This window comes from Sphingorhabdus sp. EL138 (assembly GCF_945890115.1).
Classification (GTDB): Bacteria; Pseudomonadota; Alphaproteobacteria; order Sphingomonadales; family Sphingomonadaceae; genus Sphingorhabdus_B.
This window is the reverse complement of record NZ_CAMDCK010000005.1, coordinates 96,299-113,079: the sequence shown is the minus strand read 5'-3', so window position 1 is coordinate 113,079 and position 16,781 is coordinate 96,299. Positions and strand designations below refer to the sequence as shown.

The 16,781-nt window shown below is 55.3% G+C and carries 15 protein-coding genes; 10 read left to right on the top strand and 5 right to left on the bottom strand.

Features of this window, described 5'->3' with window-relative positions; translation table 11 throughout:
* Positions 1-85 precede the first annotated feature (85 nt).
* Entirely contained in the window at positions 86-1,111 is a 1,026-nt protein-coding gene (locus Q0O07_RS03800; RefSeq protein ID WP_367271037.1) for a serine hydrolase domain-containing protein, read from the top strand.
* A 12-nt stretch (positions 1,112-1,123) separates the two neighbouring features.
* On the opposite strand, the gene Q0O07_RS03795 is transcribed toward Q0O07_RS03800, so the two are convergent.
* On the bottom strand, positions 1,124-1,414 hold the full coding sequence (locus Q0O07_RS03795) for a DUF3297 family protein (RefSeq protein WP_295490542.1): 291 nt from the start codon (positions 1,412-1,414) through the stop codon (positions 1,124-1,126).
* Between the two features lie 64 nt (positions 1,415-1,478).
* Between Q0O07_RS03795 and Q0O07_RS03790 the strand changes: the two genes are divergently transcribed.
* The gene (locus tag Q0O07_RS03790; protein WP_295490539.1) at positions 1,479-2,690 is read left to right on the top strand and encodes an NAD(P)/FAD-dependent oxidoreductase; all 1,212 of its coding nucleotides are present in this window, start codon (positions 1,479-1,481) and stop codon (positions 2,688-2,690) included.
* A gap of 60 nt (positions 2,691-2,750) precedes the next feature.
* On the opposite strand, the gene typA is transcribed toward Q0O07_RS03790, so the two are convergent.
* A complete protein-coding gene (gene typA, locus Q0O07_RS03785) occupies positions 2,751-4,586 on the bottom strand; it encodes a translational GTPase TypA (RefSeq protein WP_295490603.1) in 1,836 nt (611 codons plus the stop codon).
* 135 nt (positions 4,587-4,721) lie between these two features.
* Between typA and Q0O07_RS03780 the strand changes: the two genes are divergently transcribed.
* Complete coding sequence (locus Q0O07_RS03780) at positions 4,722-5,681, top strand: bile acid:sodium symporter family protein (RefSeq protein ID WP_295490537.1); 960 nt, start codon at positions 4,722-4,724, stop codon at positions 5,679-5,681.
* A gap of 109 nt (positions 5,682-5,790) precedes the next feature.
* Here Q0O07_RS03780 and Q0O07_RS03775 read toward each other — a convergent pair whose 3' ends face one another.
* Both Q0O07_RS03775 and Q0O07_RS03770 read right to left on the bottom strand, forming a co-directional pair.
* Positions 5,791-8,301, bottom strand: coding sequence for an FtsX-like permease family protein (locus Q0O07_RS03775; protein ID WP_295490535.1), 2,511 nt, complete (start codon positions 8,299-8,301; stop codon positions 5,791-5,793).
* A 142-nt stretch (positions 8,302-8,443) separates the two neighbouring features.
* Entirely contained in the window at positions 8,444-9,115 is a 672-nt protein-coding gene (locus Q0O07_RS03770) for an ABC transporter ATP-binding protein (protein ID WP_295490602.1), read from the bottom strand.
* Positions 9,116-9,157: 42 nt separating this feature from the next.
* On the opposite strand from Q0O07_RS03770, the gene Q0O07_RS03765 reads away from it, so the two are divergent.
* From Q0O07_RS03765 to Q0O07_RS03735, 7 genes are all read left to right on the top strand, one after another.
* Complete coding sequence (locus Q0O07_RS03765; RefSeq protein ID WP_295490532.1) at positions 9,158-9,862, top strand: arylesterase; 705 nt, start codon at positions 9,158-9,160, stop codon at positions 9,860-9,862.
* An 83-nt stretch (positions 9,863-9,945) separates the two neighbouring features.
* The gene (locus Q0O07_RS03760; protein ID WP_295490529.1) at positions 9,946-11,154 is read left to right on the top strand and encodes a toxic anion resistance protein; all 1,209 of its coding nucleotides are present in this window, start codon (positions 9,946-9,948) and stop codon (positions 11,152-11,154) included.
* Positions 11,155-11,184: 30 nt separating this feature from the next.
* Entirely contained in the window at positions 11,185-11,901 is a 717-nt protein-coding gene (locus Q0O07_RS03755) for a hypothetical protein (RefSeq protein WP_295490528.1), read from the top strand.
* A gap of 189 nt (positions 11,902-12,090) precedes the next feature.
* Positions 12,091-12,411, top strand: coding sequence for a hypothetical protein (locus Q0O07_RS03750; protein WP_295490525.1), 321 nt, complete (start codon positions 12,091-12,093; stop codon positions 12,409-12,411).
* The gene (locus Q0O07_RS03745; RefSeq protein ID WP_367271038.1) at positions 12,305-12,571 is read left to right on the top strand and encodes a hypothetical protein; all 267 of its coding nucleotides are present in this window, start codon (positions 12,305-12,307) and stop codon (positions 12,569-12,571) included. The genes Q0O07_RS03750 and Q0O07_RS03745 overlap by 107 nt, the downstream gene beginning before the upstream one ends.
* Before the next feature lie 215 nt (positions 12,572-12,786).
* Positions 12,787-13,197: a response regulator gene (locus Q0O07_RS03740; protein WP_295490523.1), complete on the top strand. Its 411-nt coding sequence runs from the start codon at positions 12,787-12,789 to the stop codon at positions 13,195-13,197.
* A 119-nt stretch (positions 13,198-13,316) separates the two neighbouring features.
* Complete coding sequence (locus tag Q0O07_RS03735; RefSeq protein ID WP_295490520.1) at positions 13,317-15,881, top strand: ATP-binding protein; 2,565 nt, start codon at positions 13,317-13,319, stop codon at positions 15,879-15,881.
* Positions 15,882-15,897: 16 nt separating this feature from the next.
* Here the strand turns inward: Q0O07_RS03735 and Q0O07_RS03730 are convergent, their stop codons facing one another.
* Positions 15,898-16,650 (bottom strand): ferredoxin--NADP reductase, encoded by a 753-nt coding sequence (locus Q0O07_RS03730; RefSeq protein WP_295490517.1) that lies wholly within the window; start codon positions 16,648-16,650, stop codon positions 15,898-15,900.
* Between the last annotated feature and the right edge of the window lie 131 nt (positions 16,651-16,781).

Sequence of the window (16,781 nt, the reverse complement as noted above, 5' to 3'; positions counted from 1 at the left end):
AACCGCTTTTTGTGCAATCGCTGCCCTCAGCCTCTCTGGGTGCGCTGCAGAACAGCCTGCCAAGCCTCCTGCTCCAGGCTTTAGCATGGTTATCGATGACGCGGTGATCAGCGAAGCAAAGCTGGCCGCTGCCATAGCCCCTTTTTTTGAAGATCCAGCGGTCGGTGAAACCCGCGCCTTGGTCATCATGCATGGTGGACGTGTTGTTGCCGAACGCTATGCGCCGGGATATGGGCCGGACACCAAGCTGATTAGCTGGTCCATGGCCAAAAGCGTGACTGGCGTTTTGGTGGGTATGATGGTGGCGGACGGGCGGCTGGCCTTGGATGAACCAGCAATTGTGCCCGAATGGCAAACCCCCCGCGATGGCCGTGCGGCAATCACGCTGCGCCATTTGCTCCATATGTCATCAGGGTTGGACCACACCGAAATGGCGGAAGGCAGTGTCGAGATTTTTGATGCAGACACGCCGCGCATGCTGTTTCTCGATGGCCGTGAACATGTTGCGCGCTATGCCGAAACGCGGCCTTTGGAAGCAATCCCCGGCAAGAAATATGAATATAGCACCGCCACCAGCCACATACTCGTCGACATCATGACGCGGTCATTGACGGATAGCAAAGACCCCGTTGTGCGGCGGGATGCGATGTTGGAATATGCGCGGGGTCGTTTGTTTGAGCCGCTGGGCATGACAAGCGCCGTGCCTGAATTTGACCGCAACGGCACAATGCTCGGCGGAAGCCTTATCCACGCCACCGCGCGTGATTGGGCAAAATTTGGCGAATTTTTGCGGAACAATGGGTCGGTGCGCTCTGCGCAAATGATGCCGACAAGCTGGATGCGCTTTATGAAGACGCCAAGCCAAACCGATACCAGCTATGGCGGGCATCTGTGGCTTAATCGGATACGCAATGACGGCCGCGATGGAGTCCTGTTTCCCGGCAAGGCCCCAGCGGACGTCTTTGCCGCATTAGGACATTTGGGACAATTTGTGGTGGTGTCACCGCAGCATCGGCTCACGATTGTAAGGCTCGGCAACACGCCGGATGATCAGCTTGATCCCGTCAACGACCAACTGGCCAAGCTGATTTCCGTTTTTCCGAAGCGGTAAAGCGCAGCGCGGTTAAAGCTTCGCCACGGGCGCGTCGTCGCCAAGGTCTTCAAACCATGCCTCGACCGGACCGCTCAGCTTGATCAGTAACGGGTTGCCTTTGCGATCACGCGCTTTGCCAGCCTGAACCTTGATCCAGCCTTCAGAAATGCAATATTCCTCAACTGTGGTGCGCACTTCGCCTTTGAAGCGAATGCCAATGCCACGCGACAGCAGGTCGCCGTCAAAATGCGGGCTCATCGGGTTAATCGACAGGTGATCGGGCGGGGTGTTGGGACCCGCGGATTTCGTTTCTTCAGTCATGACGCGCGCTTTGCCGCAAAGCATAGCACTTGGCAATATAGCGCGGGCAGTGCAGGGGGACGAAATGGCAAGTTCAAACATCTATGACGCGATTATCCTTGGTGCCGGTGGCGCAGGCCTGATGTGCGCTTTGACTGCCGGGCAACGTGGAAAGCGCGTTCTGGTTATCGACCACGCCACGGGGCCGGGTAAGAAAATCCTCATTTCCGGCGGGGGACGCTGTAACTTTACCAATGTGAATGCAACCACCACGCATGCACAAGAACGCTATTTGTCGGCCAACCCGCATTTCGCAAAGTCAGCACTTGGCCGATATACGCCGCAGGATTTTATCGATCTGGTGCATGCACATGGCATCGCCTTTCATGAAAAAACGCTGGGGCAATTATTCTGCGACGGTTCCGCGCGGCAGATCGTCGCCATGCTGATGGCCGAATGTGATAAATCGGCGGCTTTTGGTGGTCGGGTCGATTTCGTGTTCGATGCGCCTGTGGGTGAAGTGATGCATGATGGCAGCGACTATGTTGTCACCTATAACAATGTGCGCGCGCAAGGTGCGGCGTTGGCGATTGCGACCGGCGGCCCCAGCATTCCAAAAATGGGTGCGACTGCCTTTGCCTATCACCTTGCGCGACAGTTCGGGTTGAAGATTGTGGAGCCACGGCCTGCTTTGGTCCCGCTCACGCTTGGCGGTGATGATGTGTTGTTTCGCGAACTATCGGGCGTATCGTCAGACGTGGTTGCAAAGCATGGAACGGCTGCATTCCGAGAGGCCGCATTGTTCACCCATCGGGGGCTTAGTGGCCCCGCAGTACTGCAAATCAGCAGCTATTGGCGTCCTGGGGACCAAGTGGAGATTGATTTCCTGCCATCATTGGATGCCACCGAATTATTGCTATCGGAAAAACGCGCACGGCCACGTGCGACTTTGCGGTCAACATTGGACCGTGTCTTACCTGCGCGCTTGGCCGAAGCGCTCGCCGCCAAAATTGGTCTACTCGGCAACCTTGCCGACCAAAACGACCGGAAATTGGTGGGTGCGGGTACGCTACTCGGCAACTGGCCATTCGTGCCCAATGGCAGTGAGGGCTATGCCAAGGCAGAGGTGACATTGGGCGGGATCAGCACAGATGGCCTGTCGCAAAAGACGATGGAGGCGAAGAAAATGCCAGGTCTGTATTGCGTCGGCGAGGCGGTGGATGTCACGGGTTGGCTCGGCGGATACAATTTTCAATGGGCGTGGGCCAGCGGCGTCGCGGCCGGCGAAGCCATTTAGGCTGCCGACCTTAGGGCCGTCGCCCAAAGAAAAAGGGCGCCGAAATCGACGCCCTTTTCATTATGCGGCCTGTTTGGCGCGCGATGCTTTTTTCCGCTCATTGGGGTCAAGCAAGCGCTTGCGCAAGCGGATATTCTTTGGCGTTACCTCAACCATTTCATCATCATCAATATAGGCAATGGCTTGCTCAAGCGTCAGGCGCTTAGGCGGGGTGAGGCGGATGGCGTCGTCCTTGCCGGTCGAACGAAAGTTCGTCAGCTGCTTCGACTTCATTGGGTTGACTTCAAGGTCATCTGGCTTCGCATTTTCGCCGATGATCATGCCTTCATACAAGGCTTCCCCAGGCGAAACCATCAGAATTCCGCGTTCTTCCAATGGGCCAAGGGCATAAGCAACGGCTTCGCCCGCGCCGTTGGAAATCAGCACGCCGTTCTTGCGGCCTTCAATCATACCACGATGCGGGCCATATTTTTCGAACAGACGGTTCATGATGCCCGTGCCGCGCGTGTCGGACAGGAATTCTCCATGATAGCCAATCAACCCGCGTGATGGCGCGCTGAAGGTGATACGCGTCTTGCCACCACCCGATGGACGCATGTCGGTCATGTCGCCCTTCCGCACCGCCATTTTCTCAACGACTGTGCCTGAATATTCATCATCCACATCGATAACGACGGTCTCATAAGGCTCAGTCTTCTGGCCTTTTTCGTCTTCGCGGAACAGCACGCGTGGGCGGCTGATGCCAAGCTCAAAGCCTTCGCGGCGCATGGTTTCGATGAGGACGCCCAATTGAAGCTCACCACGGCCAGCGACTTCAAAGCTATCCTTGTCTTCCGCCTCGGTGATACGAACAGCAACGTTGCTCTCCGCTTCGCGCATCAGGCGGTCGCGGATCATGCGGCTGGTAACCTTGGTGCCTTCACGGCCAGCCATGGGGCTGTCATTCACCGAAAAGCGCATCGACAAGGTGGGCGGATCGATTGGCTGCGCCTGAAGCGGCTCAGTGACCGATGGCTCGGCAATGGTGTCGGCCACGGTTGCGGTAGTCATGCCCGCAATAGAGATGATGTCGCCAGCCTTGGCTTCTTCGACAGGAACGCGCTCAAGGCCGCGGAACGACATGATTTTGGACGCACGGCCGCTTTCAACGACCTTGCCGTCGGGGTTCAGCGCGTGGATTTGCTGGTTCACCTTGACTGTGCCCGAGAGCACAAGGCCAGTCAGAATACGGCCCAAAAAGTTGTCGCGGTCCAGCAGGGTGACGAGCATTTTGAATTCGCCGTCAACATCTGCCTTTGGTTCCGGCACATGGCTGACGATCGTTTCAAACATCGGCGTGAGCGTGCCTTCACGCGCGCTTGGGTCAATCGAGGCATAGCCATTACGACCTGAGGCATACAGCACAGGGAAATCAAGCTGCTCGTCCGTTGCATCAAGCGACACGAACAGATCGAACACCTCGTCCAGCACTTCCTGAATACGCTCGTCAGGACGGTCGACCTTGTTGACGACGACTATGGGCTTCAGGCCAAGGGCCAAGGCCTTGCCGGTAACGAACTTAGTTTGCGGCATCGCGCCTTCGGATGAGTCCACCAGCAGGATAACCCCATCGACCATCGACAAGATGCGCTCAACCTCGCCGCCAAAGTCAGCGTGGCCCGGTGTATCGACGATGTTGATGCGCGTTTTTTCGCCCTTATGATCGTCCCACTCAACCGAAGTGCATTTGGCAAGAATGGTGATGCCCCGTTCTTTTTCAAGATCGTTCGAATCCATTGCGCGCTCTTCGATGCGCTGGTTGTCGCGGAAGGTGCCCGACTGCCGAAACAGTTGGTCAACAAGAGTAGTTTTGCCGTGATCGACGTGCGCGATGATAGCGATGTTACGCAATGACATTTGGAAATGGGCCTTTTGGAAGGTCTTCATAGCAGCCACATGCCACCAGATTCTCGCGCGCCATTAACGCAATATGCGCTGCGGTGCAACATCGCTGGTGTTGCAATACGCGATTGCAACGGTCAAAGCGCTTGGATGTTCGCTCGTATCTTCGCTGATCGCTTCGTTATGCTCCTGCTTGCCACGATATTGTTGGCGTGCGTACTTCCCGTGCGCGGTCCAGCAGCGGAGGTCGCGTCGTTCATATCCTTGGCGGCTATATTCCTGTTGTTTTTCCTTAATGGCGTGCGCTTGCCGCGACATGAAGTGATAAATGGCGCGCGCAATTGGCGGTTGCAGGGGGCGATTTTCCTCTTCGTATTTGGCGTAATGTCAGCCACCGGATTGGCGCTGTCATATATTTTCGACAATATCTTGCCGCCGACACTTGCCTTAGGTTTGTTATTCACCGGCATTTTACCATCCACCGTGCAGTCGGCTGCGGCTTATTGCGCTTTGGCCAAAGGCAATGTGGCCGCATCTGTTGTCGCGGCGGCCTTGGTCAATCTGATCGGCGTGGTGCTATCGCCTTTGCTCTTGGCGGTTTTGGCGCATGTGGGGGAGGCGAATATTTCAGGCGAAGCCGTTGGGCGCATTGCGCTTATCTTGCTTCTGCCCTTCACGCTTGGCCAAATGGCGCAGCGTTGGTGCAAGCCATGGGTAGACCGCAACAAGGAACTGGCGACTTGGATGGACCGCATCTCGATTGCGATTGCGGTTTATGTGGCGTTCTCGGGCGCGGTTGTGGCGGGGATATGGAGCGTGGTGCGCGGTGATGAGCTTGCATGGTTGGCCTTGGCTTTGTCGGTCATGCTGCTGGTTGGCTTTGGCGGGGCTTGGGCCTTAAGCGGGGCCATGAAGCTACCGCGCGGCGACCGGATTACGATGCTATTTTCGGGTGGGCAGAAAAGCATCGCCATTGGTGCGCCGCTCGCTGCAACGATATTCCCGCCTGCGATTGCCGGCATGGTCCTGCTGCCAACGCTGATATATCATATGGCGCAGTTGATATTGTCTGCGCCATTGGCCACGCATTTGGCCGGAACAGAAAAATGATCAGAATTGTCATCCCCGACTTGATCGGGGATCCATGGTCCGCCCTGACAGCTTTTGCCGAACGCTCAGGCCATGGGTTCCCGGTTTCGCGGGAATGACAAATTCAGTTTTATAACGAGCGCAACGCTTCCGAAGGCCGTGCCGCCAAAATCGGAAGCGATCCGACGATGCCCAATACAAAGGTCAATCCTGCCCCGCCAATGAGCGTCAACGCCAGGATCGAATAATCAGGCGCAAAGCTGAAGTCGAATATCTCGACCACGACATAATATGCCGCCGACATGCCAAGCAGCAGCGACACCAAACCGAGCACCACCGCCAATATGCCATATTCCAACGCCTGCGCGCCCAAGATTTGCCGCCTCGTGCTGCCCAACATTTTCATGATGACGCTGTCGTAGATGCGCGATTGGCGCGCAGCGGCGATAGCGCCGACGAGCACGGCGATTCCAGCCAAGATGGCGATGGATGCCGCAGCAGCAATGGCTTGCGCCATTTGCGTGAGCAATATGGTGATCTGTGCGGTCACTTCGCCCACCTCAATCAGCGAAGAGGACGGGAATGTGGGCGGGATCGATTTTGCCAATATGCGCTCGGCTTGCTTCGACACCGTCAACGTTGCCACCATGTTATGCGGCGCCGCGTCCAAGCTTCCCGGCGAAAACACCATCACATAATTTAGGCCAAAATTATCCCATTTGACGGTACGTAAGGATGCAATTTTGGCGGGAATTTCCACACCAAGCAGGCTGATGGTCAAGCTATCGCCAACGCCCACGCCCAAGCTTTCTGCGGCTTCTGCCTCAAGGCTGACCAAGGCAGGGCCTTTATATTCCTTTGGCCACCAAGCGCCCGCGACAATCTCGCTGCCATTGGGCATGACGCCGCTATAGGTGAGCCCGCGGTCGCCGTTGAGGATCCAAGCGCCTTCGGGCAGTTCTTCCAACTGATCCACACGCTGGCCGCCAAATTCAACAATAGTCCCGCGCAAGGCAGGGATCATGTTGATGGTAGCTTTGGGGTCGGCTTCTGTGACCATTTGTCTGAATTGGGCTTCGCCCCCACGCGGGATATCCAAGGCGAAGAAGCTTGGCGCTCGGTCGGGTACGCTATTCCTGATTTCATTGTTGATGCTGGTTTGAATGGCCGCGAGCGTCACAAATAAGGTGAGGCCAAGGCCAAGTGCCACGACCAAAGCCTGCGTCTGCGCACCCGGGCGGTGCAGGTTGGCGAGCGCGAGGCGCGGCAAGGGTGCCTTTGGCCGCGGCACGCGCAACGCGATAAAGCGCAGCAGCCATGCAATGCCCGTGAGCAGCAGCAGCAAGCCAAAGGCCGCGCCGATAAAGGCGAGTGAGAATAGAGGCTCTCTTGCTGTCACCACCGCAAGTGCGATAACTGCGAGGATCGCCGAAATTACCCACACGGCGCTGCGCCGGTCGATGCGGGCGTTGCCTTCCACAATCGCGCGAAACAGGCCAGCGGCGGGCACCGTGCGTGCACGGGCGAGAGGCGGCAGGGCAAAGGCAATGGCGATCAACAGGCCGTAGATTGCACTGACAAGCAAGGGCAAAGGATGCAGATTAAAGCCAGGTGCAACCGGCAATATGTCGCCAGCCACCCCGCCAATGACCATAGGCATGACGCTGCCCATCGCAAGGCCAGCGATAATCGCGCCTGCGGCAACAGTCAGGATTTGCAGCATATAGATGCGGAATATCGTTCCGCTGTCCGCGCCCGTAACCTTCAATGTCGCGATGCTGGCGCGCTTGCTGGCGAGGTAGCTGCTCACGCCATTGCCAACGCCAATGCCCGCGATGACCAAGGCGGCAAGGCCGACCAAAGTCAGGAATTGCCCCATGCGTTCAATGAAGCGCCGTGTGCCGGGTGCGCCGTTGGAGCGATCCGTGATGTCCCAACCCGCCGACGGGAACTGCGCTTCAAGCGACTTTGCGACGGCGGCGGCGTCTTCGTTCGCGGCCAGCTTGATGCGGTATTTTGCCTCATACATGCTGCCCGGCTGGATCAGTTTGGTGTCCGGCAACGATGTCATGTTAATGATAGCCACGGGGCCAAGCGTGAAGCCTTCGCCCAAACGGTCAGGTTCTTCGGCGATAATGCCCGCGACCTTAAATGATGCTTCACCAAAGCGCACAAAACCGCTGGTGTCGATATCGAGCCGTTCGGACAAGCTTTGCCCGATGTAAATATCGCCTTTTGCTGGAGCCTTTACCGTAGCGCCATCGCGCAGGGTCAACGCGCCATAATGCGGGTACGCGACATCAATAGCCTTCAACTCGGCGAGCAGGCTGTCACTATCAGCGGCTGGACCAATGGCCATTGCGCGCAAGCGGACAGTCTCTGAGACTAAGCCAGCGTTGCGCATAGCCACCATTTCGGCTGGCGTCGCTTCGCGCTGGGCAATGCCTATTTCGACATCGCCGCCAAGGATGGTCTGGCCACGCTTTGACAATTCATCAGCGATGCCAGCGGTCAGACTGCCAATAGCCGCGAGCGTCGCAACGCCGAGGAATAGACAGATTGCTAGCAACCGGAGCCCACGGATACGCGCGGACAGGTCACGGCGCGAAATGCGCCAAATGGCGGCGAAAGGGAGGGTCATCTAAATCCTCCCCGGAACGGGGAGGGGGACCGCGCGAAGCGGGGTGGAGGGGGCAATTGGCTCAGCGCGCGGCGCAGGCCCCCCTCCGTCAGTGCTTCGCACTGCCACCTCCCCGAAACGGGGAGGATATGTTGTTCGCCAATCAAGCCGCGCTCTCCACGACATGCCCGTCTTGCATGGAAATTACCCGGTCGCATTTGCGGGCGAGTTCGGGGTCGTGGGTGATGATCAACAAGGTGGCGCCCAATGCGGCGCGGCGGTCGAACAAGAGGTCGATAATCGCCGTGCCTGTGGACCCATCCAAATTGCCCGTTGGTTCATCGGCAAAGATTATCTTTGGCCCTGCGGCCATGGCGCGGGCAATAGCGACGCGTTGTTGTTCGCCGCCCGACAACTGCGATGGATAATGCGTCAGCCGATGCCCAAGGCCAACGGCTTCAAGCTCGCTTTGCGCGCGGCCGAACGGGTCGTGCAGACCGGCAAGTTCTAAAGGGATAGCGACATTCTCAAGTGCGGTCATGGTGGGCAACAAGTGAAATGCCTGTAACACAATACCAATCCGACCACGCCGTGCCCGGGCGAGTTCGTCTTCATCCAATTTAGTGAAATCCAGACCATCGACAAGGACAGTGCCGCCGCTGGCTTGCTCCAACCCCGCCAGCACGGCCATCAAAGAAGATTTGCCTGATCCCGACGGCCCAAGCAACGCGACGCTGCTGTCATAGGGGACCTCTAGGTCTACGCCGCGTAAAATCGACACGGATGCGTCGTTGCTGCCAAGGCTAAGGGTGACATTTGCCGCGCGGATTGCCATATCCGCTTTATGAGTGATCGGAGCGTGCAAGGAAAAATCCTTATGAGAAGTTTTTGGCTATATGGGGCGTTATGTGTCGCAATCCAAGGGTTGTCGGGATGCGGGTCTAATCCTGTAGCGGAAAATAAGACCGAAGTTCAGCAAACGGCAAAGGTCGCACAATATGACCAATTGGTTGTTGCGTTCGGTGACAGCCTGTATGCGGGGTATCGCCTTGCGCCGAATGAAGGGCTTGCCCCGCAATTGCAGGCAGCATTGCAAGCGGCAGGGATGAACGCCCGGGTGCACAATGCGGGTGTGTCGGGGGACACCACAGCGGCCGGAAAAACGCGGTTGTCCTTCGTGCTCGATAATCTGGACCGAAAACCTGATCTGGTCGTGCTTGGCCTTGGCGGCAATGACATGTTGCGCGGCATCAAGCCTGAAGAGACCAAAGCGAATATGACCGCGATGATGGACGAATTGAAACGCCGCGACATTCCGGTGGTGCTGACGGGTATGTTAGCCGCGCCAAATTTAGGTGCAGATTATGTAAATTCTTTTAATGGGATTTTCCCGGATCTGGCCAACAGTTATGGTGCCGCGCTATATCCTTTTTTCTTCAATGGCGTGGTGACGGATGCGACCTTAATGCTACCGGATAACATCCATCCCAATGCCAAGGGCGTGTCTCGGGTTGTCGAAGGATTATCCCCGCTGGTCGAAGCCGCTTTGAAGCAGCAAGGGGAAGCTGTATTAGAAAAATAATACAGCTGGGGACGGAAATGCTTGAAATGGTCGGGCACTCGTTCCATTTGTTGTGATATCCAATGACAGAGGGATTTTTGGCCATGTCGACTGAAACCGCAACCCAGACCTTGCAAGAGCTGAAGCTGACACCGCCGGACCCTGTGCCGACCGTGACCCCGCAACAGGCTATGGGGCTGGTTCCCGTAACGGATGAGCAGCAAACTAAGCTGGCCCAGCGGGTTGATGTCTATGTCGCTGACCTGATTGCGCAGGACGTTAACAGCCCTGAATTCGGCAAGCGGGTTGACCAACTGACGAACATGGGACGCAAGGAAATCATGGAGGCATCGGCGCAGTCGAACCGCTTTCTGGATAAACCCATCCGCCGCATGGATGCCGAGTCTGGCGTTGGGGCAGATTTGGCCGAGTTGCGCCGCGTTGTTGAAGATTTGGACCCTTCCAAAAAGGGCAATTTGATGACCAAGCAGAAGCTGTTTGGCATCATCCCCTTTGGCAATAAATTACGCAATTATTTCGACAGCTATCAAAGTTCGCAAACGCATATCAGCGCGATCCTCGGGCGTCTCGGCAACGGCAAAGACGAGCTATTGATGGACAATGCTGCCATTGATGTGGAACGTCAAAATCTGTGGGTTGCCATGGGCAAGCTGGAACAGATGATCATCATGTCAAAGCAGCTTGATGCAAAGCTCGAGGAAAAGGCCGCTGAACTTGAGCTATCCGACCCAGCCAAGTCGCGCGCGATCAAGGAAAGTGCATTATTCTATGTGCGCCAGCGGACGCAGGATTTACTGACGCAAATGGCTGTGACGGTGCAGGGGTATCTTGCGCTTGATCTGGTGAAAAAGAACAATGTCGAGTTGGTAAAGGGCGTTGACCGCGCATCGACCACGACTGTTGGTGCATTACGGACCGCCGTGACGGTGGCACAGGCCATGACCAACCAAAAACTGGTATTGGACCAAATCACTTCATTGAACACAACGACCGCCAATATCATCGATAGCACTGGCAAATTACTGCGCGACAATACGGGGCGCATTCATGAACAAGCGGCAGGTGCAACTATTCCGCTGGAAACATTAAGCCGCGCATTCCAGAATATCTATGACACGATGGACGCTATCGATACGTTCAAGCTGAAGGCGCTAGACAGCATGAAGCAGACATCGGACGCGCTTGAGAAAGAAGTCGAAAAGTCCAAGGGCTATATCGCCCGCGCCGAAGGTCAGGCGCAGGCGGTAAAGGATACGCAGGACAGCGGTTTGCTTGCGGCTTTGGAGGGGTGATGCTTGGTTTGAAACAGTTTAGGGAAGCCCGTGAATAGCCCCGCATCCAACTCAAACGAGACCCTGAACGCGGCTGCGCGGTCGTTGCGCAATGTGCGGATGAAACCAATTGGCTCCAAATCGCAGGCGCTGCGCCGTGCGCATTTTTGGGGCAAGCTGAGCAAGGCTGTGATCGCAGTAGGGGTGGTGTTGATCGGCGCAGGTATATTTGGTGCGATTATCGATGGCATCGGTTTTTGGGGCGTGATGATCACCGGCATACTTGGCGCGGCGGCGGTATATGTGCTGATGCGCTATCCCGAAATGCCCATGCCCACGGCGGAAAGCCTGCGTGTTACGGATCTCGCAACTTTGGCTGGCAAGACGGAAATCTGGTTGGAGGCGCAGCGTCCGGCTCTCCCAGCACCCGCAGTAACGTTGATGCAAGATATCGGCTTACGGTTGGACCAGCTTGCGCCAGTATTGCAGACATTGGATGAAAACGATCCGGCGGCGCGTGAAGTGCGGAAGCTTGTGGGCGAACATCTGCCCGAACTCATTAACGGCTATACGAAAATCCCCGACAGCCTGAAACACAAAGAGCATGCGGGGAAGACACCAGCGCAGCAGCTTGTGGACGGGCTGAAAACCATAGATCGCGAAATAGAGACTATGACCGGGCAAATTTCGCGCGGAGAGCTGGATAAGCTCGCGGTGCGTGGGCGTTATCTTGAAATGCGCTACGATAACAGCGAAGTACCGGGGTAGGGCGCCTTAACTGGGTTCAAAGGACCACCGACGCGGGTTGCCTGACAAAATCAGGGGCTTTCGTGCCGCGGAAAAGCGCTTGGATGAAAAGGATGCATTCTGACGCGGCCGAAGCTTAGCAGAGAATTTTTCGGGACGCTCGCCAACGGAGAAAGCGTTGAAACGATTACATTCGTAAACGCAAACGGCATGCGGGTGCGTATCATCGGCTATGGTGCTGCCATACAGTCGGTTTACGTGCCCGATGCGCAAGGCCGATTTGCGGATGTTACGACTGGCTATGATACGCGGGACGCCTATGTGGCGCAGCCGCATTATTTCGGTTCTACGATCGGGCGCGTCGCCAATGGCATCGCCGACGCGCGCTTCACGTTGGACGGCAAAGAATATCTGGTTCCTGCCAATGATGGGGGCAACGCGGTTGCTGTCCAATCAACCTGGCTTGCAATTCTATTCCGGAAATTTTTTCGATGGTTCCACCATCGGCAAGGCTGGCAAAAGCTATTATAGGGGCGACGCTATCGCCTTGGAGCCGCAGATGTTTCCGGATGCACCTAACCAAGCTTCTTTTGCGTCGGTCGCGCTGCATCCTTACATGATGTATGAAAACATGATCATTTGGCAGTTCGGTGCGACCGCGCCTAATGCAGATGAACATCTGCCCCAATAGCGCGAATATGAGACGGTAACCGCCATATCACCGATGGGCGTATGTGGTCCTGACCCTAATACAGTGGGGAGCAGAGATTGCTGGAAGCAACGGTTCGCTGCCCGGAGCGCTTGTGAGGAATGACAAAAATGGGGTGCAAAGGTTTGTAGTGTAAAGGCGTATGAAATCGGCTATGTGACCGTAAATTATAACAGAAATACCGTAAAGTTTAACGCATGAATGTATCGAGTGACAATGCAGGGGCCTCTTCTGAGATACCTCAGTCACATGTGCTTTTAATTGATGATGAACAGGATGTTCTCCCCGAGTATCAAGAATTTCTTGAGTTTGCCGGCTTTGCAGCCTTCACATCGGCTGACCCGGTCGAAGCGTATGAACGCGTTTTAAACACGCCGGAGATCGGGGTCGTTGTTACCGATCTGCGCATGGCAAAGATTGATGGCGCTAGCCTGATACGGAAATTGCGCGCGGCGCTTCCTGCGGAACGCCATGTTGGGTTTATCATCCTGACGGGTGATGCAAGTACACAAATGGTTTCCGATATCGCCGATGTACCCGTGTTCCTAAAGCCAGCCGATACCGACGCGCTTATTGCCGCTATCCGTTTTGCACTGGTACGTCCGTGAAATTGGCGCTCAAGAATCTGGCGTGGCCCAAAATGCATCGGCATGAGCTGCTTGCGGCTATGCTGCTGGGGCTGGCGGGTTTTCTTCTAAATTTCTTTGAGTTGCCACTCGGGTGGGGCATGCAATTCGTGTTCGGTAACGCGATCATCTTTGCTTTTATACGCGTACTTGCGCCGCAATCGATAGTGCTGGCTATATCCATTTCGGGCCTGTGGACCTTAATTCTGTGGAATCATCCGTGGGCATGGCTGCTCTGGGTCTTCGAGGCCATTTTTATCGCGGTCATTTGTCGGCGAAACGCACCGGTTCAAAGTGATGTGATTTTCTGGGCCATTCTCGCTGCACCAATGCTGTTTCTGACCTACAGCGACATAATCAAGATAGACGAGCTATCGCTCTCGCTAGTGGTGATTAAACAGGCCGCAAATGGCATATTAAATGTTGTCATCGGCGAACTGATTTACGCGGCTCTCATCGGATTTAATCCGATGCGTAAATTCGTAAATTGGCCAAGGGTGAAGTTGGAAAGCGCAGTTATCACTGTGCTAATGGCCATCATTCTAATCCCTACAGCTTTTTATCTGGTACTCGACGCGCCCAACAGCGAACAGACGGCGCGTAAGGATGTTGGCGGTACCCTCGAAAATCGGCTATTGGTGAGTGGTGTTGCACTCAATAGCTGGGTTCAGTCGCGCAGCGTGGTTCTGCGGATGCATGCGGAAGAACAATTTCAAAAGGGTCCCGCTCCAAGGCAGGCATTTTTTGATGAGCTTTCGCCCGAATTCGATCACATCACGATCATTGGTAATGGCCGCAAAATTCAATGGTCTGCGCAATCCAGCGGCGAAAAAATGCGCTTGGTTACCGAGAGTTCGAGCCAAAGTAGCATATTGGGTAGATACGGAGTGCGCCTTGTAACATCGTCGTCGCAACGAACAAGGAACAGCCGGCACTTCGCAATTATTGTCCCATTCAGCGCCGATGGCAAAGCGGGGATTATTGTTGCCCAATTGCGCGACAAACTATTGGACACGCTGATCGCTGGTCGCGGGGAGCAATCGAGCTATGGTGTTTTTCTGGTCAGTCCACTGCAGGGGACATTCCCACTAACGCAGGTCACAGAAGTGCTGGGCGATCAGGTTAAATCGCTGTCGCAGGAACAACGCGTGATCTCTTTGCAATCGCCCGTGCTTTTACCTGGCACTGGATATGGCGATCCCGTTATGACGAATTGGCGCAATGCCTATATCCTGCGGTCAGCTAGGGTAGCCGAGTTACCTGAATGGCAAATATTTGCGGTCGCCCCATTGGCGCCGGCGGTTTCCAAAGCGCGCATGGATCAACTGCAACTGTTCACTGCCCTGATATATTTCGTATTTTTGATAACCCTTGTTGCCGCTGTGCTCAGCCAAAAAATGTCGCAGGCGATGAGGCAGCTCCTGCAATCCGCTGCCGATCTTGCCGATGCTGGCATGCCCCAGAATCGTGAGGTTGGTCAGCTCATCGAGGAAGTGCAAGATATTTCCGGAATGATTGCTTTCGCAATTACAACATTTGGTCGAGAGCGCGGTGCGCTCGCCAGATATCAGCGTCGCTTAAAAAGCATCGCGCAGGATGCACCCGTCGTCGTTTACGCGCTGGACGTTGTAGATGGAACGAGAGGATCGCTTGTATATGTCAGCGAGTCGTTGGAAGATATTCTGGGTTATTCGCCCGCTGATGCAATAGATCCCGGATGGTGGAGCCATGCGATCCATCCTGAGGACTATCAAGCTTGCGCCGAGGCGTTTGCGGGACTTGAAGCTGGCAAAGTCGTAAGTGTGGAATATCGGTTGCGGCACAAGGACGGACATTATGTCTGGATTTATGATACCCTGTCTGTGGAGGCCAATCCACATTCAGACGCGATTGAAGCGGTTGGGGTCATCATTGACATATCCGAGCGAAAAGCTGCTGCAGAGCAGCTTTTGCAGGCCGATAAAATGGCGAGCTTGGGACGGATGATTTCCGGCACAGCGCATGAATTGAACCAACCATTGAACTTCATCAAAATGGCCGTGTCTAACTTGCGCGAAAATGCGGTGCGCGGCCGTATGGATGCCGACCGTTTTCTGCCGAAGCTTGAAAATATATTGGCACAGGTTGAACGGGCGTCCGCGATTTTGCTGCAAATGCGGATATTTGGACGCATACCCAAAGAATCGCCTTACCCCATAAATGTTAAGGCAACTGTTGATGCGGTCGTTATGATGGCGTCACCCCAGCTTGAACTTGATGGCACGCAAGTTGAGGTCACTGACAAGGGCGAAGTGCATGTCCGAGCACTGCCGGTCTTGTTGGAGCAAGTGTTGTTGAACCTGCTGCTGAATGCAAATGACGCGATCAGGGCACGCTATGGCAGCAGCAGTGCTGCCGAAGGCAGAATCAAAATCACAGTCACGCGCCGCAATCAGCTTGCCGTCATTACCGTAGACGATAATGGCGCAGGAATTCCTGCCGGTGTCCTTCGCAAAATATTTGATCCATTCTACACCACAAAGGCGCCGAAAGACGGAACGGGTCTTGGTCTATCGATCAGCTATGGCATTGTGTCCGATCTGGGCGGCGTCATCCGCGCGAGATCTAGCCGAAACGGCGCGCGTTTCACAATTGAACTGCCCTTGGCGGAAGCGGCGGTCGCGTAAGCATCCCTGCCTATCGTCAGCCAACAAAGGCGCGTTCCAGAACATAAGTGCCGGGGTGCGATTGTGCGCCTTCGGTGAAACCAAGGCTTTCCAACAACGCCCCTGTTTCCTTGATCATTGCCATGCTGCCGCAGAGCATGACGCGGTCGAATTCCGGATCAAGTTTATAATCCCCGATTTCAATTCTCTGCGTGATGCGACGATTTTCCCCCGTCCAAGTCGGACTTTTCGTGACGGACGGGTCATAGAATAGCTGCAGCTTTGCCTCGGCGGCAACCAGCGGGTCATCCGCGAGTTGCGATACCAGCGCATCGTGAAAGGCCAGATCCTCGACCTGCCGCACGGTGTGCTGAACGGTAATCTTTTCGTAACGCTCATAGGCTTCAGGATCGCGAATGATCGACATCCATGGGGCCAATCCCGTTCCGGTTCCGATCAAATGCAGCCGCTTACCGGGCAACAACGCGTCGAGCGTCAGCGTGCCGGTTGGCTTGGCCCCCAACAGGATTTCGTCGCCGGGTTGGATTTTACACAATAAGCTGGTCAGCGGACCATCTGGAACAATGATGCTTAAAAACTCCAGCGATTCATCCCAAAATGGCGAAGCCATGGAATAGGCACGCATTAACGGCTTATCATTGACCATCAAGCCAAGCATGACGAATTGACCGCTGACAAAGCGAAATGAGGCAGGCCGCGACACCGAAAAGGAAAACAGTCCCTTGTTCCAATGATGCGTGGTTAAAACCGTAACAGTCGAAAAAGCCATTATTTACTCCATAATTCAGGGCGCTCTTTCACGGCAATGGAGCAATTTACAATAGGGTCATTTCTTTTATCGTCAAAAGCCCGCCTTGTTTTTGGGGAATGGCAGGTAAATGATGTGGGAGGGCTTGCCTG